The following is an 18,165-nucleotide window of genomic DNA, read 5'->3' on the forward strand; positions in this document are numbered from 1 at the left end:
CGGATCAAGTGCAACTGGAATTATTACATTTCGCCGGGGTCACAGGATCAGCATCGCGTCGCCGTAACTGAAAAAGCGATACTCGCGAGCGATCGCCTCCGCGTAGATCTCGTGCAGCCACGCGATGCCGTCGGTCGTTCCGGGCGCGAGAAACGCGGCCACGAGACAGAGCAGGGTCGAGCGCGGTTGGTGAAAGTTCGTGATGAGCGCATCGACGCCGCGAAAGGTTCGCGGCGGATAAATGTAGATTGCCGCCTCGTGCGCGAAGGACTGTTCGTCCGCGAGCGGCGCGGCGTGGTGCGACAGGAAATCCTCGACCGTGCGCACGGTGGTGGTGCCAACGGCGACGCGCCGGCCGGCGAGCGGCGGAAAGAGCGCGCGCTGCGTGGCGGGCGGCAGCTCGTAGAGTTCGCGGTGAATGGCGTGGGCTTCGACGGTGTCGCTGGCGATGGGCTTGAACGTTCCCAACCCGACGTGAAGGGTGACGTCCGCGGTGCGCACGCCCTGCGCCGCGAGCGTGGCCAGCAATTCGGGCGTGAAATGCAGACCGGCCGTGGGCGCGGCGACGGCGACCTGGCGGCGACGGTCGGCGTAGACGGTTTGATAGCGTTCGAGATCCTCCGGACGGCGCGTGCCCGCCTCTTTTCTTTCGATGTAGGGTGGCAGCGGCACGTCGCCGAGGCGGTTGGCGACTTCCGTGATCGGTGTGTCGTTCGGCGTGGTGAAGCGCACGAGTGCCGAACCGTCATTTTCGCGTCCGACGATTTCGCCGGAAAAGTGACCGGCGGGATCGGCGAAGGTGGCGCCGGCGGGCAATTTTCGACCGGGTTTGACGAGGCACCGCCAGACGCGATCGCTGTCGACCGGGCGGAGCAGGAAGCATTCGATTTTCCCGCCGGTCGGCCGTTGGGCGCGCAGCCGGGCGGGGAGCACGGAAGCGTTGTTGCGAAAAAGAATGTCACCCGGGGCAAGAAATTGCGGCAGATCGGAAAAGCGGTGATGCGAGATCCGGTGGGCGGCGCGGTCGATGACGAGCAGCCGCGATTGATCGCGGCGCGCGGCGGGCGTTTGCGCGATCAGGTGAGGGGGGAGGGAGTAGTCGAACAGGTCGGTGGAAAGAGGCACGAGGCGCAGGATTTTGACAGTCGCATGGCTCGAAGAATTGGAGCTGGTGCGGCGGTTTGCCATTTGAGGCTTGCGCCCGGAACGCTGGCGAGTTTCTTCCGCTCCTTCACAGGCGCGCCAACATAGCTCAGCTGGTAGAGCAACGCTTTCGTAAAGCGTGGGTCGCCGGTTCAAATCCGGCTGTTGGCTCCAGTTTTCCCCGCGTTCTTCGGAGCGCGGGGTTTTTAATTTTCGCTGATCCGCTCGTCCGGCAGCCCGCCCTGCAGTTTCCGCTGCAGTTTCAACGAGCCGATTTCGGCCTTCAGCTGGCGGGTCAGCATGCCCAAACGCGAGCGAATATCCAAGGTCTCCAGCAGCCGCTGTTTCATGGGCGGATCTTCACAGATGCTGAAGGCGGCAAGGTCCACAAACGTCTCCGGGTCCTCGACCGTGCGGAGGAATTTCGTGACCTCGGTCGTATCCCCGCCGCCCAGTTTTTGCTTGAGCGCCAGCAGGCGCACCACCTCGCCGCGAAGACGCACGTTTTCGTCCGGCTCGCCGCCCGGATCGCTGGCCAGGGCGCGCAGGCGCACGCGTCGATATGGTTCGTCGGTAAGGATTTCCAGAAATTCGACGCGGCACAGGCCTTGCAGGAGCAGGTTGGAAGTGCCGTCGGTGTTCTCCTGACAGGCGCGCACGATGCCGACGCTGGCGATGCGATGCGGGGGCTCGAAGAGCTCCGGCTGGCCGAGCAGTTTGGTGTTGAGGCCGGCCACCGCGAAGAGGCGGTTGGTAGCGAGCACATCCTTCAACATCGCCCGATAGCGCGGCTCGAAAATATGCAGCGGCATCAAGGCCTGCGGGAAGAACGCGACATTGGGCAGCGTCATCACCGGCATCTCTTCGGGCAGCACGATCTCGAGTTCCATCACCTTTTACGTTGGGAGAGGAAACGCGAAATTCAACCGGCGCGTCGAGGGAGAGCTTCTAAACTCACGCGGGCGAAACCGTTGAAGTTGTGTTCAATCGTTTGCGGGCGCCGCGCTCGGAGTGGAGGATGGAAGGCGGTTGAGCCGTTCCGTGACTTGCTGGAGGGCGTCGGCGAAGCGCGCCTGAATCGCAGGATCGATGACCAACTCCCCGCTTGGCGAAAAGGCGACCTGATCGTCGGTGGCGTAAATGCCGGGAAGTATGTCGGTCGAGCCGAGGATCGAAAGCAGAGGCTTCAGCGTGTATTCGATGGCGAGGAGATGTGCCGGGGAACCGCCCGTGGCGATCGGCAGCGCGATTTTTCCGCGCAGCGCGTATTGCGGCAGGACGTCGAGAAACGTTTTCAGCGTTCCCGCGTAGGCCGCTTTGTAGACCGGCGTGCCGACGATGATCGCGCGGGCAGTGGCGACCAGCCCGATGGCCGGCTGCAGCGCCGGGCTGTCGTAGCGGGCCGCGATCAAGTCCTCTGCCGGCAGATCGCGCACCGACAGATAGGCGGCGTCGAAGCCGCGCGCGACAAATTGTTCGCGCAACGTTTTCAACAACGACGAAGAGCGGGACGTGGGGGAGGGACTGCCGGAAAGAAGAAGGATGTCAGGCATGCGTCTCGAATTCAGACCAGGAGCCTGAACGCCGCAACCTCGCGCTTCTGCACGCGATCATGGAGCCACCGTGACAGCACTGTCGCACTGCGCTCGAGCTCGCTTGGCGTGCTGTGTCACGCTGGCACAATCCGCGGTCACATCGCGGCAAGCGGAGGGGGAGCGTGGTTTTTCTAACAGTTTGAGTATAACGTCTTACGAATACGCGCTGAATTGGGCACAGCCGTTGCTAAACTTTCAGCATGAGCCGAATTTTAGGTATCGATCTAGGCACCACGAACTCGTGCATGGCGATTATGGAGGGCGGCGAGCCCGTGGTGATCCCCAATGCGGAGGGCGCCCGCACCACCCCGTCGGTCGTGGCATTCACGAAATCCGGCGAGCGTCTCGTCGGCCAGGCGGCAAAACGCCAGGCTGTCACCAACCCCCGCAACACTGTCTTTTCCTCGAAGCGTCTGATTGGCCGTAAATTCACCGAAGTCCGGGAAGAGGCCAAGAACATGCCCTTCAAGGTGGTCGAAGGCAAAAACGGCGACGCCTACATTGAAGTCCAGGTGGGCGACAAGACGGAGCAATTCGCTCCGCAGCAGATCTCCGCGTTTGTGCTCGGCAAGCTGAAGGCCGATGCCGAGGCGTATCTGGGCGAAAAAATCACGCAGGCGGTCATCACCGTTCCGGCCTACTTTAACGATTCGCAACGCCAGGCCACCAAAGACGCCGGCAAGATCGCCGGTCTCGAGGTGCTCCGCATCATCAACGAGCCGACCGCCGCCTCGCTCGCTTACGGTCTCGACAAGAAGAAAGACGAGAAGATCGCGGTGTTCGACTTGGGCGGCGGCACGTTCGACGTGTCAGTGCTCGAAATCGGCGACGGCGTTTTCGAGGTCAAGGCCACCAATGGCGACACGCACCTCGGCGGCGACAACTGGGACGAGGCGTTGATCACGTGGCTCGTCGACACGTTCAAGAAGGAAAACGGCATCGACCTCCGCAAGGACCCGATGGCGCTCCAGCGCCTGAAGGAAGAAGCCGAGAAGGCGAAGATCGCCCTTTCGTCCACGCAGTCGGTCGACATTAACCTGCCGTTCATCACCGCCGACGCGTCGGGGCCGAAGCACATGAATGTGCAGCTCACGCGCGCCAAGATGGAGCAGATCTGCGATCCGCTGTTCGAGCGCTGTCTGCCGCCGTTCAAGAACGCGCTCAAGGACGCCGATCTCAGCTCCTCGCAAATTGATGAGCTCGTGCTCGTCGGTGGCATGACCCGCATGCCGAAGGTCGTCGACGTGGCGAAAGGCCTCGCCGGCAAGCAGCCTCACCAGGGTGTCAATCCTGACGAAGTGGTTGCCGTCGGCGCCGCCATTCAAGGTGGCGTGCTGAAGGGCGAGGTTCGCGACGTGCTGCTGCTCGACGTCACCCCGCTCACGCTGGGCATCGAGACGGCTGGCCAGGTGGCCACGCCGATGATCCCGCGCAACACCACTATCCCGGCGAAGAAGACGCAGATCTTCTCGACCTACGCGGACAACCAGCCGGGCGTCGAAATCGTGGTGCTTCAGGGCGAGCGTCCGATGTCGCGCGACAACAAGGTGCTCGGCACCTTCAAGCTCGACGGCATCCCGCCCGCACCGCGCGGCACGCCGCAAATCGAGGTCACCTTCGATATCGACGCCAACGGCATCCTGCACGTCTCAGCCAAGGATCTGGGCACCGGCAAGGATCAGAAGATCACGATCCAAGGCTCGTCCGGCCTCTCCAAGGATGAGGTCGAAAAGATGACCAAGGAAGCGGAGCTTCATGCCGAGGAGGACCGCAAACGCAAGGAAGCGGTCGAGACGAAGAACCAGCTCGATTCGACGATTTACCAGCTCGAGAAGACCCTCAAGGACGCGGGCGACAAGCTTCCCGCCGACAAGAAGTCCAAGATCGAGTCGGCCATCGCCGATGCGAAGAAAGAGCTGGAAAGCGAAGACGCCGCCCGCATGAAGTCTGCGATCGAAAAGCTCACCTCCCTCGGCGGCGAACTTTACGAAGAGGCGCAAAAAGCGGCTCAGGCCGCGGGTGCCTCCGCCGGCGCCGCTCCGAGCGGAGAGGAAGCGTCCTCCGGCGGCTCCTCGAAGAAGACCGAGAAGAAGGCCGACGTCGTCGATGCCGACTTCGAGGTCGTCGACGACGACAAGAAGAAGTAAGTTTTCACCTTTTGCGCGCCGGCTGCGCGATCGCGCAGCGGGCGTGCTTCGTTGAACCAAAACACACCTCTAGTTCAGAAACCCAACCCAATATGGCTAACGTCAATATCAAGCCCATCGGCGATCGCGTGCTCGTGGAGCACATCGAAGAAAAAGAGCAGGTCCGCGGAGGAATCATCATCCCGGACAGCGCCAAGGAAAAGCCCCAGGAGGCCAAGGTGATCGCCCTCGGCACCGGCAAGAAGGGCGATGACGGCAAAGTCACCCCGTTCGAGGTCAAGGTCGGCGACCGCGTGCTGATCAGCAAATACGGCGGCACCGAGGTGAAGCTCAACGAGAAGAAATATACGCTTGTGCGCGAGGACGACATCCTCGGCGTGATCGGCTGAACGCCGCGTCACCGTTACTTGAATACGCAATCCTCAACTCTCAACTAAGACACAATGGCTGCTAAACAACTCCTGTTCGACGAGGCCGCTCGTCAAAAAGTTCTCCGTGGCGTCGAGCTCCTCTCGCGCGCGGTGAAGGTCACCCTCGGCCCGAAGGGCCGCAATGTCGTCATCGACAAGAAATTCGGTTCCCCGACCGTCACCAAGGACGGCGTCACCGTCGCCAAGGAGGTCGAGCTCCCGGATCCCTACGAGAACATGGGCGCCCAGATGGTGAAGGAAGTCGCTTCCAAGACCTCCGACGCCGCCGGCGACGGCACCACGACCGCGACCGTGCTCGCCGAGGGCATCTACCGCGAAGGCCTGAAGAACGTCACCGCCGGCTCCAACCCGGTTTACCTCAAGCGCGGCATCGACAAGGCCGTTGAGGCCGCCGTCACCGAGCTCGCCCGCGTCTCCAAGAAGGTCTCGGACCGCGAGGAGATCCGCCAGGTCGCGACCGTGTCCGCCAACTGGGACGACACCATCGGCAACATCATTGCCGACGCGATGGACAAGGTCGGTAAGGACGGCACGATCACGGTCGAAGAAGCCAAGTCGATCGAGACCACGCTCGACGTCGTCGAGGGCATGCAGTTCGACAAGGGCTACCTCTCGCCGTATTTCACGACCAACGCCGAGTCGCAGGAAGCGGTCCTCGAGGACGCCTACGTGCTGATCCACGAGAAGAAGATCTCGAACCTGCAGGAATTCCTCCCGCTGCTCCAGACCGTCGCCAAGAGCGGCAAGCCGCTCCTCGTCATCGCCGAGGAAGTCGAGGGCGAAGCGCTCGCGGCTCTCGTCGTTAACAAGATCCGCGGCACGCTCAACGTGTGCGCGGTGAAGGCGCCTGGCTTCGGCGATCGCCGCAAGGCCATGCTCGAGGACATCGCGGTCCTCACCGGCGGCCGCTGCATCACTGAGGATCTCGGCCTCAAGCTCGAGAACCTGCAGATCGCCGACCTCGGTCGCGCGAAGCGCATCGTGGTCGACAAGGAAAACACCACGATCGTCGAGGGTTCGGGCAAGAGCTCCGATATCCAGGCGCGCGTGAAGCAGATCCGCCGCCAGATCGAGGAAACCACCTCCGACTACGATCGCGAGAAGCTCCAGGAGCGCCTCGCGAAGCTCGCCGGTGGCGTGGCCGTCATCAATGTCGGCGCTGCGACCGAAGCCGAGATGAAGGAGAAGAAGGCTCGCGTCGAAGACGCGCTGCACGCGACCCGCGCAGCCGTCGAAGAGGGCATCGTCGCCGGCGGCGGCGTTGCGCTGCTCCGCACCGCGAAGGTCATCGACGCGCTCCAGCTCGAGGGCGATGAAAAGATCGGTTCGCAGATCGTGCGTCGCGCGATCGAGCACCCGCTGAAGCAGCTCTGCTCGAATGCCGGCATCGACGGTGGCGTCATCGTCAAGGAAGTCCTCGGCTCGAAGGGCAACAACGGTTACAACGTGGCCACCGACAAGTTCGAGGACCTCGTGAAGGCCGGTGTCGTCGATCCGACGAAGGTCACGCGCACCGCGCTGCAGAATGCGGCGTCGATCGCGGGCCTGCTGCTCACGACCGAGTGCATGATCACCGAAATCCCCGAGAAGGAGAAGGCCCCGGCCGCTCCCGCGGGCGGTGGCATGGGCGGCATGGATTACTAAGTCCAACGTCAGCGACAAACTCGTATCATCACTTCAAGGCGCTCCGGCAACGGAGCGCCTTTTTTCGTCTCAAAGATCCCGCGCGCCCGCACGAAATTTGGGTGTCGCCGCAGATTTGCATATTGATTTCATGCGTTCTGCCCCAATGAGAACGTATTCGCGTTTCTGCACCGCGGCGCGCCATGGCGTGCTGCTTCTCGCGACGACAGCGCTCGCCTTGGCCGTCGCCGACAACGTTCCAGCCCATCGCGCTGCAGCCGAAACGCGCGCGGCCGAACTGCGCGCGCAAATCGTGCGAGCCGACGAGCTGTATTTCAAAAAGGCGGCGCCGGAAATCAGCGACGCCGCTTACGACGATTTGAAACGCGAGCTCGCGTCGATCGAGCATGCGTTTCCCGAACTGGCGCGTCCGGCCGACGCCTCCATTGGCGACGATCGCACCGGCGAGTTTCCGACTGCACGCCATCGCGCGCGGATGTTGAGTTTGAAAAAAGCCTACAGCGAAGCGGAGCTCCGGGCGTTCGTGGAAGGGCTTGAAGAGCAGCTCGGCCGCCGGGATCTCGCTTTCGTTGTCGAGCCCAAGTTCGATGGCGTCGCCATCAGCGTCACGTATCGCAACGGCAAATTCGTCCGTGCCATCACGCGCGGCAACGGCGACGAAGGCGACGACGTGAGCGAAAACGTCCGCGCGATCCGCACGCTTCCGCTCACGTTGGAGGAGCCGAAGCTCCCCCGCCCGGCCTGGCGGCCGAAAAAAGAGGTTTTCCCGCTGCCAGACCTGGCGAGCGCGCCACTGCCAATTCCGACGTTGCCCGTGCCCAAGGTGATCGAACTGAGAGGCGAAATTTTCGTGAGCTATCCGGAGTTTCGGCGGATCAACGCCGAGCAGGAGGAACTCGGCTTGGAGCTGTTTTCCCATCCGCGCAATCTCGCCGCCGGCACGCTGAAACGGCACGACGCGACGGCGCTGAGCGATCGCCGGCTCGAGATAGTGTTCTACGGGATCGGAGCGTGCGAGCCCGCGCACGAGAGTCCTCGCTCGCAGATGGAGCTGCACGCGGCGCTGCGGGCCTGGCGTGTCCCCGGCGCGCGCATCGTCAGCGCGGCACGTGGCGCTGACGAAATATGGCAGGCGATCGAGGCAATCGCGGCGCAGCGCGACCGTCTGCCGTTTCCGATCGACGGAGCAGTTGTGAAACTCGATGACTTCGCCGCTCAGCAACAACTCGGCGCCTCAGCCGGCGCGCCGAACTGGGCAATTGCCTACAAGTTTCCGGCCGCACGCGTGTCGACGCGCCTGCGGGCGATCACGCTGCAGCTTGGACGCACTGGCGTGCTGACGCCGGTTGCCGAGCTCGATCCCGTGGAACTGAACGGATCGGTCGTGCGGCGAGCGACGTTGCACAATCGCGACGAGATCCGCCGCCACGATCTGCGGGTGGGCGATTATGTGTTCGTCGAGCGTGCCGGAGAGGTCATCCCGGCGATCGTAGGCGTCGATGTCGCGCGGCGAACCGAGGCGTCGGAGCCGTATTCATTTCCTGAACACTGTCCGGCCTGCGCCACCGCGCTCGTGTCGGCGCCGGGTGCGGCGGCGGTGCGTTGTCCGAACGACGATTGTCCCGCGCAGCTCAAGCGGCGGCTCGAGCATTTCGCGGGCAAAACCGGCGTCGAGATCGGCGGCCTCGGACCTGCGACTGTGGCGGCGCTGGTCGATGCCGGCGTGGTGCGCACCCCGGCGGATTTGTTCACGCTCGATGCCGACAAGCTCGACGTCGTGAGCCCCAAATCCGCGGAGCGCTTGCTGGCGGAAATCGAACGCGCCCGGCAGGCGGAACTCTGGCGCTATCTTCAAGGCCTGAGTATTCCCGGCGTCGGTCGCGTGGCGGCCAGGGAACTCGCCCTCGGCTTCGATGATTTGGGCGAAATCGCCAGGGCCAGCGAAGCGGAGATGGCGCAACGTTGCCCGCGTGTCGGGCGCACTACAGCCGCGGCCGTGATCGCGTTTTTTGCCCAAGAGAAAAATCGGCGGATGATCGCGACCATGACGGCCGCGGGCGTGCGTCCGCAGCGCTCCGAGTCGGCGCGGTGAAGCGGCTCGCGGCACGGGACGGATTTCGTTTTCGTTCTCCGTCATGGAAGTCGTGTTTCTCGGAACGGGCACCTCGCAGGGCGTGCCGATGATCGCATGCGATTGCGCGGTGTGCCGCTCGCCGGATCCACGCAACCGTCGCACACGCGCGTCGATTCACGTGGTCATGGACGGATTGCATGTGCAGGTCGACGCGGCGCCGGAACTGCGGCTGCAGTGTCTCGCCAACGACATTCGCTGGGTGGATTTTTTCATCCTCACGCATGGACATGCGGATCACATCACCGGCATGGATGACCTGCGGCGCTTCTGCGATCTGCACGGCGGCAACGCGCTCACGGTGTATACGACCGACGAAGGCATGGGGCGCGTGCTGTCGATTTTTCCATATGCGATCGCGGAGCGTCCGGTTTCGCGCGGATACGCGGCGTTCCGGCTCCTCGACCTGCCGCCGCAACTCGACCTGCCGCAGGGCACGATCCAGTCCACGCTGCTCCCGCATGGCGGCGTGAATACGCTCGGTCTCGTTTTCACCGAGCGAAGCAGCGGGCGGAAGTTCGTTTACTACACGGACTGCAAACGCGTGCCGCGAGAAGCAGTGGAGCTCGCGCGCGGCGCGGACGCCGTGGTCCTCGATGGTTTGCGGCCCAACCCGCACCCGTCGCACATGAGCATCCCCGAAGCCGTCGCCGTGGCGGCCGACATCGGCGGCCGGCAAACCTGGCTGACGCATTTGACGCACCTCAGCGATCACGCCTCGACCGAGGCCGATTTGCCGCCTTCGGTGCGGCTCGCCTACGACGGATTGAAGCTGACGATCTAGACCGCGAAACAGCGTCGCGGCGGTCGCCGAATCGCGAGAAACCGCGAAATACACGAAACACACGAAAAGCGATCCGCCGACCCGCCTACTGAACACGCGGAGCGCCGGAGCGGAGGCGATCCGCACTCTCATCCGTGTTTTTCGTGTGCTCTATGAGTCCTGTTTCGGTCGGTTTCGTGTCTTCGTGTATTTCGTAGTTCTCTCAGGGAGTGCTCCGGGAATTTACGGAACCCTCAAATTTGCGCTTGCTTAAATCCCTACTGAATCAATGTAGATTCAACTCACGGGTATGAAACTCTCCAAGAAAGGCGAATACGCTCTCCGCTCGCTCATCAACCTCGGCATCGCCGGGGAGGTGGGGCGGAGCTTGGTGCAGGTTTCCGAGCTCGCGGATCAGGAGCAGCTGCCGATCAAGTTCCTCGAACAGATCATGCAGGCGCTTAAGGAGGCCGGCTTTGTCGTCAGCGTTCGCGGCAAGTTCGGCGGCTATCGCCTCGCGAAGCCCGCGAAGCAGATCACGATTGGCGAGGTCGTCCGGCTGATCGACGGACCGCTCGCTCCGATCGGGTGCGTCAGCCAGACGGCTTACGAGCCGTGCACCTGCCCGGACGAAACCCACTGCGGTCTGCGGATGCTGATGCTCGATGTGCGCAACGCCATCGCGAACATCCTCGACCGCTACACCCTTGCGGATGTCGTCGAGATCACGCTGCGCAAACTGCGGCGCGATCAGGTGCCGCTGCCGTTTTCGGCGGAAGCCGAGGCGGCGGCGACGACGAATCCGCGCCTGCCTGCCCGGCTCGCGCGCAAACTCGCCGCGAGCAAACCCGCGCCGCGTCTCACCGAGGCAGACGGCGTGCTTCATCAAATCCTCGGAGATTACTCCATCTAGACCGTTGTGCCTCATGGCTTCCGCCGCTGCCGATTCCAATTTTTCCGCGTCCGCTCCGTTGCCGGAGTGGATTGCCCTGGTCCGCGAAAAGGTCGAAGGCCTGCGCTTCGGCGTCGTCCAACTCGTCGTTCACGACGGTCGCGTGACGCAGATCGAGCGCACCGAGAAAACGCGCCTGCCCGCGTCGGGCGAAAAGAGCGTCGATTAAATTTCCGCCCACCGGCCCACCGGCGGCGTTGACCGAACCCACCTCCCGCTGACGGGAAAACGACCAGTCCACTGGAGTGCTCCTGAGAACCCATCCCTCAGATCATCATGAACGCATTCCGACCGGCCCGTGTGGCCGTCCTTCTCTCCGCCGTGGTCCTGCACGGCTCCTTGTTCGCGCAAGCGGACCCTGAAATCGAAGCGCTGCGCGAGCAGATCCGCCAGCTCGACCAAAAACTCCGCGTCCTCGAGCGGAAACAGGAGCTCAAAGACGAGGAGGCCGCGGCGAAATCCAAAGCTGCGCCCAAAGTCACCGCCAGCGACGGACGCGTCGAAGTGACCTCCGGCGACGGCGCCCATTCGCTGCGGCTCCGCGGTCTCGTGCAGGCGGACTACCGCTATTACGCCGATTCCGCGAACGACACGCCCGACTCATTTCTGCTCCGGCGCGCCCGCCTCGTTTTCGAAGGCAAGTTCAGCAATCTGTTCCAGTTCGTCGTGCAGCCCGAGTTTGCGAGCACGATCCAGATTCTGGACGCCAACGTGAACGCCGCGTTTTCGCCGGCCTTGCAGCTGCGCGTCGGCAAGTTCAAGACGCCCGTCGGGCTCGAGCAGCTCCAGTCCGATCCGGTCGCGTTTTTCAACGAGCGTTCCGTGGCGACGAATCTCACCCCCAACCGCGACGTGGGCCTTCAACTTCACGGCGATCTTTTCGACGAGCGTCTGAATTACGCCGTCGGTGTGTTCAACGGCGTGCCGGATGCGGGCAACAATGTCACGGGTTCGTCCGACTCGGATCACGGCAAGAACGTCGTCGTCCGCTTGTTCGCCACGCCGTTTGCGGGAGAAGCCGATTCGGCGTTTCGCGGCCTGGGCGTCGGCGTGGCTGCGAGTCGCGGCACGTTCTCCGGCACTGCGGGTCGGGCGTCCGGTTATCGCACGGATGGCCAGCAGACGTTCTTCACCTATCTGTCCGGCGCGACACCGGCCGACACGGTCGCCGCGGTCGGTCGCGGCACGACGGTGTCGCCGCAGGCGTATTTCTATTCCGGCCTGTTCGGCGTGCTTGCCGAATACGTTGTCTCGTCGATCGAGGTCCAGCGCGGCACCGGTCGCGTCGCCGACGTGAAGAATCACGGCTACAATCTTTCGTTCGGCTACGTGCTGACGGGGGAGGACGCGAGCTATCGCGGCGTTTCCCCGAAAACCAGTTTCAACGCCGCCGCCGGCACCTGGGGTGCTTTCGAAGTCGTGGGACGGATCGCCGGTGTCGACATCGACGACACGGTGTTCACGGGCCCGGCGACGCTCCGCCTGGCAAATCCGAACGTCAGTGCGACCGCGCTCACCTCCTACGGCCTCGGCCTGAACTGGTATTTCTCCAAAGCCGCGCGCGCGAATTTCAACGTTTTCCACAACACCTTCAAACTGGCGCCCGGCGCCACGCCGGCCCCGACCGCTCTGATCGGCGACGATGAAACCACCTTCATCAGCCGCCTGCAGCTCTCGTTCTGAATTCTCTCCTGATCTCAACGCTTCCTCTCATGAAGACCAAAATCTTTCTCTCCTCCCTTCTCGCCGCCACGCTCGCCGTTGCCGCGTCCGCTAAAAAAATCGAACTGCTCAACGTCTCCTACGACCCGACGCGTGAGCTCTATGTCGAGTTCAACAAGGCGTTCGCCGCCCATTGGAAGGCGACGACCGGCGACGACGTGACGATCAAACAATCGCATGGCGGTTCCGGCAAACAGGCGCGCTCCGTGATCGACGGCCTGCGAGCCGACGTCGTCACGCTCGCCCTCGCGGGCGACGTCGATGCGCTGCATCAAAACGCGAAACTCATTCCCGCCGACTGGCAGAAACGGCTGCCGCACAACTCCGCCCCCTATACCAGCACGATCGTGTTTCTCGTTCGCGCCGGGAATCCGCAGAAGATCAAGGACTGGGACGATCTCGCGAAACCGGGTGTCTCGGTGATCACGCCCAATCCGAAAACCTCCGGCGGCGCGCAATGGAACTACCTCGCCGCGTGGGAGTATGCGCGACGCAAATACGGCAGCGAGGAGCAGGCGAAGGCCTTTGTTGCTCGCCTCTACAAAAACGTCGCCGTGCTCGATTCGGGCGCGCGCGGCGCCACGACGACCTTCGTGCAGCGCGGCATTGGCGACGTGTTTATCTCGTGGGAAAACGAGGCGTTTCTCGCGCTGCACGAATTCGGCAAGGACAAGTTCGAGATTGTCGTTCCGTCGATCAGCATTCTCGCCGAGCCGACGGTTGCGGTCGTCGACCAGGTGGTGAAGAGGAAAGGCACAGAGGCCGTCGCGAAGGCGTATCTCGAATACCTGTATTCCGAGGAAGGTCAGGACATCGCAGGGAAGCATTTCTACCGGCCGGCGGTGAGCGACGCCGCGAAGAAGAAATATGCGTCGGTGTTTCCGAAGGTGGAGTTGTTCACGATCGACGAAGCGTTCGGCGGCTGGACGAAGGCGAAGAAGACGCATTTCGCCGACGGCGGCACCTTCGATCAGATCTACGCGCGGTAAACGAAATTCCCCATCCTGCGGCGGGCCAAACCGGGCGACGGCGCGCCCGCCGCGGGACTTCAAACCATGAGCAATGTCATGACTTTCCGTCGATCCTCCGCGGCCGCCCGAGCGCTCGAGCCGCCGGCCGCCTCTTCCACGCCCGCCGTTTTGGGCGAGCAGCTTTCCCGACTGTATGAACGGGTCCAGGGTTCGCCGCACGTGTTCGCGTCGCCAGCCGGCCCGTTCGACGCTCACGGACCGCACCATTTGCCGCGCTTTGTCTATTTCGGTCCCGAAGCCACCGATGCCGCGCTGCGACTTTCCTTTCTCGCCGGGCTCGATCATCGCGACCTGCGTTCCACGCTGGCGTTGCTGCGGTTCGTCGAAGGTCTCGCTGCGCGCCCTGACCTCGGACAGGGGCTGAACCTTTCGTTTTTTCCTTTGCTCGACGTGCTTGGTCTGGCGGGTGCGACGCCGGGGCGCGATCTGTCGCGGGCGCACTGGGCGCGTTCGACTGCGCCGGAGATCGCGCTGCTGGAGAAAGACGCGCGCGGCCGCGCGTATCACGGGTTCGTCCGGATCGAATCGGCTGTCGGCGAGGATGTCGTGACGATTCGCCTGAGCGCAGCGGAGCCGCTGGAGAATCTGGCGCCGGCGCTCGAGCTGATTTCCTCCGAAGACCTCGCGCCGCTCGACGTTCGGTGGGAAAGCGCGGCGTCGGCCGAATTTCTCTCGGGGCCGCTCAGCATCGCCGACGATCTGCCGATTCGTCCGTTCGAGCTGCTCGTGCGCATTCCGGCGAACTGGCCGCTGGAACTTTATGCGGAGGCGACGGCATCGATTCTCCGTCGCTTTGTGCTTCGTTACTGCGGCTTCTTCTCCTACGCACAACATCTCTGAAACGCCGCGACCGAGCCCGCTCATTCGCCGCCTTCGCTTCCATTTATCCCGTCGTTGCCATGTCCACGCTCGCCAACCCTCCGCTAACGAAGGCCTCCGCGCTGCTCGCTCCGCTGCGCGCGCTCGTCCGCGAGGACGCGGCGCTGGCCGCGCGCAGCCGGCTGCGCCTCGATGCGGTCGCGACACTGACACACGACGGCAGCAGGTATGCGGTCGAGCGCGTCCGGCTCGCGGGAGCCTACGCAGGGCACGATCCGATCCGGCTCGGACTTTTCGCGGGCATCCACGGCGACGAACCCGCGGGTTGCGCGGCGCTGGTGGAACTCGCGTCCGCGCTCGTGCGCGATCCCGCACGAATCGCGGGTTACGAGCTTTTCCTTTATCCGGTGCTCAATCCCGTCGGCTACGAGCGCGGCACCCGCGTCAATCACTCGGGCCAGGATCTGAACCGCGAATTCTGGCGCGCTTCGCCGGAAATCGAGGTGCAAGCGATGGAACGCGAGCTGCGCGCGCATGCGTTTCACGGCATCATCACGCTGCACGCCGATGACACGTGCGAAGGCGTTTACGGTTACGCCCACGGACGCACGCTGAACGAGGCGCTGCTGGCGCCGGCGCTCGCGGCAGCGCGGGCGTTTCTGCCGATCGACGAACGTGCGGTGATCGACGGATTCCCGGCCCGCGCCGGTCTGATCCGCGATTGTTTCAAGGGCGTTCTCTCCGCGCCGCCGGACCAGTGGCCGCAGCCGTTCGACGTGATTTTCGAGACACCGGCGTGCGCGCCGCTGTCGCTGCAAACGGCCGCGACCGTCGCGGCACTCGACGCGATCGTCGCCACGTATCCCGGCTTCATCGCCTACGCCCAGGATCTCTGATGTCACACCGCGTCTCACGCTCCGTTCTTCCCGGATTCGGGCTCTCGCTCGGTTTCACGCTGACTTATCTCGGCCTGATCGTGCTCGTGCCGTTGTCGGCCGCGTTTGTGAAAACGGCGGGCATGAGCTGGGCGGAGTTTGTGGACGCCGTCGCCTCGCCGCGCGTGCTGGCGTCGTATCGGTTGAGCTTCGGCGCGTCGCTGGCGGCCGGGGCGGTGAACGCGTTCTTCGGTTTGATCATCGCGTGGGTGTTGGTGCGTTATTCGTTTCCGGGCCGGCGGATTGTCGACGCGCTGGTCGATCTGCCGTTCGCGCTGCCGACGGCGGTGGCGGGCATCGCGCTGACGGCAATCTATGCGCGCAATGGCTGGGTCGGGCAGTGGCTGGAGCCGCACGGAATCAAAATCGCGTTTACCGAGATCGGCGTTTTCGTGGCGCTCACCTTCATCGGTCTGCCGTTCGTGGTGCGCACGCTGCAGCCGGTGCTCGAGGAGCTCGAACCGGAGATCGAGGAGGCGTCGGCGAGCCTCGGGGCGAACCGCTGGCAGACGATCACGCGCGTGATCGTGCCGGAGTTGTTTCCTGCGCTACTCACCGGCTTCGCCCTCGCGTTTGCGCGGGCGCTTGGCGAATACGGTTCGGTGGTGTTCATCTCGGGCAACATGCCGATGCGCACCGAGATTACGCCGCTGCTGATCATCACGAAGCTGGAGCAATACGATTACCGCGGCGCGACCGCGATCGCGGTGGTGCTGCTGATGGTGTCGTTCGTCATGCTGCTCCTCATCAACCTGCTCCAGAAATGGAGCCGTCGCGTCCACCGCCTCTGAACCGGACGCATCTTCATTTTTCAACATGGCTTCTGTTGTCACTCGTTCTCTCGCGGCTGAGCCGGCGGCGCCGCGCAGCCAGCCACCGCGTGCCACGCACGATCCGGTCTGGGTGCGCTGGCTGCTCACCGGCGTGGCGCTGGTCTTTCTGCTCTTCTTCCTCGTGCTGCCGCTCGCGGCGGTGTTTGCGGAGGCGTTTCGCCGCGGCGTGGCGGCGTATTTCGAATCGTTCGCGGATCCGGATGCGATCGCGGCGATCAAGCTCACGCTGCTCACGGCGGCGATCGCGGTGCCTGCCAACGTCGTGTTCGGTGTGGCGGCGGCGTGGCTGATCGCGAAGTTCCAGTTCCGCGGCAAGAGCCTGCTGACGACGCTGATCGACCTGCCGTTCGCCGTCTCGCCGGTGATTTCGGGCCTGATCTACGTGCTCGTGTTCGGCCTGCAAGGCTGGTTCGGGCCGTGGCTGGCGGAGCACGATCTGAAGATCATCTTCGCCGTGCCCGGCATCGTGCTGGCGACGATGTTCGTCACGTTTCCGTTCGTGGCACGCGAGCTGATCCCGCTGATGCAGGCGCAGGGCCCGGACGAGGAGTATGCCGCGATCACGCTGGGGGCGAGCGGCTGGAAGACGTTCTGGCGGGTGACGCTCCCGAACATCAAATGGGGCCTGCTCTACGGCGTGATCCTCTGCAATGCCCGCGCCATGGGCGAGTTCGGCGCCGTCTCCGTGGTGAGCGGACACATCCGCGGCGAAACGAACACGATGCCGCTGCACGTCGAGATCCTTTATAACGAATACAACTTCGTGGGCGCCTTCGCGGTCGCGTCGCTGCTCGCGTTTCTCGCCGTCCTCACCCTCGTCCTGAAGAGCCTCGTCGAGTGGCGCCACGCGCGCGCGCTCCGCTGAACCTCGAATTTCCAACTCCGATGAGTATCCAAGTTTCCAGTATCTCGAAGAAATTCGGCGCTTTCACCGCGCTCGACGGCGTGGACCTCACCGTGCCGCGCGGCAAGCTCGTCGCGCTGCTCGGGCCCTCGGGTTCGGGCAAGACGACGCTGCTGCGCATCATCGCGGGCCTGGAGTACGCCGATGGGAGCGCGGGCCGCATCCATTTTCACGGCGAGGACGTGACGGACCTGCCGGCGGGCAAGCGGAAGGTCGGTTTCGTTTTCCAACATTACGCGCTGTTCCGGCACATGAACGTGTTCGAGAACGTCGCCTTCGGCCTGAATGTCCGCCGGCGTCGCGACCGGCCGTCCTCGCACGAGATTGCGGAGCGGGTGCACAAGCTGCTCAAGCTGGTGCAACTCGAGGGGCTCGAGCGCCGGTTTCCAAGCCAGCTGTCAGGCGGCCAGCGGCAGCGCGTCGCGCTGGCGCGGGCGCTGGCGGTCGAGCCGAAGGTGTTGCTGCTCGACGAGCCGTTCGGCGCGCTCGACGCAAAGGTGCGCAAGGAACTGCGTCGCTGGCTGCGCAGGTTTCACGAGGAGATCCATCTCACGACGCTTTTCGTGACCCACGATCAGGAGGAGGCGCTCGAGATTGCGGACGAAGTCGTGATCATGAACAACGCGCGCGTCGAACAGGTCGGCTCGCCGCAGGAAGTCTACGACCGGCCGGCGTCGCCGTTCGTGTATGAGTTTCTCGGCAACGTGAACGTGCTGCGGGCGCGCACCCTGGCGGACGCGGGACTGGCGTCCAGCGGCGCGGCGGTCGCGGCGAACGGGCAGGTTTACGTGCGACCGCACGACATCGAAGTGCTGCCCGACGAGCCGGGAGCGACCGGCGTCGTCGCGGTGTTGCGCTACATCCACGCCGCGGGCGCGCAGGCGCGGTTGACGCTGGAGCAGGTGCAGAGTCGCGAGCCCATCGAAGTGGAAATCGCGCGCATCGAGCTCACGCGCCTCGGATTGAAAGTGAACGACCTGGTCCGGCTGCGACTGCGGCAGTCGCACACGTTTGCCGAGGATTACGCGATTTGACGCGGGTTCGGAACCGGGGCGTTGACTTCGAATCGCGGGCACGGAACCGGCTGTGGAGGCGAGCGCCTCTTGTCCCGGAGG

General features: G+C 63.9%; 17 protein-coding genes and 1 tRNA gene. 15 read left to right on the top strand and 3 right to left on the bottom strand.

Features of this window, described 5'->3' with window-relative positions; translation table 11 throughout:
* Positions 1-39: 39 nt before the first annotated feature.
* Positions 40-1,125, bottom strand: coding sequence for a tRNA preQ1(34) S-adenosylmethionine ribosyltransferase-isomerase QueA (queA, locus tag AC6RV7_RS07340; protein ID WP_500093266.1), 1,086 nt, complete (start codon positions 1,123-1,125; stop codon positions 40-42).
* A 116-nt stretch (positions 1,126-1,241) separates the two neighbouring features.
* Between queA and AC6RV7_RS07345 the strand changes: the two genes are divergently transcribed.
* Positions 1,242-1,317, top strand: a tRNA-Thr gene (locus tag AC6RV7_RS07345).
* 32 nt (positions 1,318-1,349) lie between these two features.
* On the opposite strand, the gene AC6RV7_RS07350 is transcribed toward AC6RV7_RS07345, so the two are convergent.
* A complete protein-coding gene (locus tag AC6RV7_RS07350; protein WP_500093267.1) occupies positions 1,350-2,033 on the bottom strand; it encodes an LON peptidase substrate-binding domain-containing protein in 684 nt (227 codons plus the stop codon).
* Between the two features lie 93 nt (positions 2,034-2,126).
* Positions 2,127-2,696 (bottom strand): NADPH-dependent FMN reductase, encoded by a 570-nt coding sequence (ssuE, locus tag AC6RV7_RS07355; protein ID WP_500093268.1) that lies wholly within the window; start codon positions 2,694-2,696, stop codon positions 2,127-2,129.
* Between the two features lie 242 nt (positions 2,697-2,938).
* On the opposite strand from ssuE, the gene dnaK reads away from it, so the two are divergent.
* From dnaK to AC6RV7_RS07425, 14 genes are all read left to right on the top strand, one after another.
* On the top strand, positions 2,939-4,885 hold the full coding sequence (dnaK, locus tag AC6RV7_RS07360) for a molecular chaperone DnaK (RefSeq protein WP_500093269.1): 1,947 nt from the start codon (positions 2,939-2,941) through the stop codon (positions 4,883-4,885).
* Between the two features lie 92 nt (positions 4,886-4,977).
* Positions 4,978-5,274: a co-chaperone GroES gene (locus tag AC6RV7_RS07365; protein WP_500093270.1), complete on the top strand. Its 297-nt coding sequence runs from the start codon at positions 4,978-4,980 to the stop codon at positions 5,272-5,274.
* 54 nt (positions 5,275-5,328) lie between these two features.
* Positions 5,329-6,960: a chaperonin GroEL gene (gene groL, locus AC6RV7_RS07370; protein ID WP_500093271.1), complete on the top strand. Its 1,632-nt coding sequence runs from the start codon at positions 5,329-5,331 to the stop codon at positions 6,958-6,960.
* Between the two features lie 130 nt (positions 6,961-7,090).
* The gene (gene ligA / locus AC6RV7_RS07375) at positions 7,091-9,052 is read left to right on the top strand and encodes an NAD-dependent DNA ligase LigA (RefSeq protein WP_500093272.1); all 1,962 of its coding nucleotides are present in this window, start codon (positions 7,091-7,093) and stop codon (positions 9,050-9,052) included.
* Positions 9,053-9,095: 43 nt separating this feature from the next.
* Positions 9,096-9,875 (top strand): MBL fold metallo-hydrolase, encoded by a 780-nt coding sequence (locus AC6RV7_RS07380; protein ID WP_500093273.1) that lies wholly within the window; start codon positions 9,096-9,098, stop codon positions 9,873-9,875.
* Positions 9,876-10,164: 289 nt separating this feature from the next.
* Entirely contained in the window at positions 10,165-10,767 is a 603-nt protein-coding gene (locus AC6RV7_RS07385) for an RrF2 family transcriptional regulator (RefSeq protein WP_500093274.1), read from the top strand.
* Between the two features lie 13 nt (positions 10,768-10,780).
* Complete coding sequence (locus AC6RV7_RS07390) at positions 10,781-10,975, top strand: YezD family protein (RefSeq protein WP_500093275.1); 195 nt, start codon at positions 10,781-10,783, stop codon at positions 10,973-10,975.
* A 107-nt stretch (positions 10,976-11,082) separates the two neighbouring features.
* A complete protein-coding gene (locus tag AC6RV7_RS07395) occupies positions 11,083-12,489 on the top strand; it encodes a porin (protein WP_500093276.1) in 1,407 nt (468 codons plus the stop codon).
* A gap of 29 nt (positions 12,490-12,518) precedes the next feature.
* A complete protein-coding gene (locus tag AC6RV7_RS07400) occupies positions 12,519-13,517 on the top strand; it encodes a sulfate ABC transporter substrate-binding protein (RefSeq protein WP_500093277.1) in 999 nt (332 codons plus the stop codon).
* Positions 13,518-13,595: 78 nt separating this feature from the next.
* On the top strand, positions 13,596-14,399 hold the full coding sequence (locus tag AC6RV7_RS07405) for a hypothetical protein (RefSeq protein WP_500093278.1): 804 nt from the start codon (positions 13,596-13,598) through the stop codon (positions 14,397-14,399).
* A gap of 59 nt (positions 14,400-14,458) precedes the next feature.
* Entirely contained in the window at positions 14,459-15,274 is an 816-nt protein-coding gene (locus AC6RV7_RS07410; RefSeq protein WP_500093279.1) for a M14 family zinc carboxypeptidase, read from the top strand.
* Positions 15,274-16,104 (top strand): sulfate ABC transporter permease subunit CysT, encoded by an 831-nt coding sequence (cysT, locus tag AC6RV7_RS07415; protein ID WP_500093280.1) that lies wholly within the window; start codon positions 15,274-15,276, stop codon positions 16,102-16,104. Before AC6RV7_RS07410 ends, cysT begins: the two co-directional genes overlap by 1 nt.
* A gap of 25 nt (positions 16,105-16,129) precedes the next feature.
* Entirely contained in the window at positions 16,130-17,011 is an 882-nt protein-coding gene (cysW, locus tag AC6RV7_RS07420) for a sulfate ABC transporter permease subunit CysW (RefSeq protein WP_500093281.1), read from the top strand.
* Between the two features lie 20 nt (positions 17,012-17,031).
* Positions 17,032-18,084: a sulfate/molybdate ABC transporter ATP-binding protein gene (locus AC6RV7_RS07425; RefSeq protein WP_500093282.1), complete on the top strand. Its 1,053-nt coding sequence runs from the start codon at positions 17,032-17,034 to the stop codon at positions 18,082-18,084.
* Positions 18,085-18,165: the final 81 nt, after the last annotated feature.

The organism is Opitutus sp. sgz309028 (assembly GCF_059821195.1).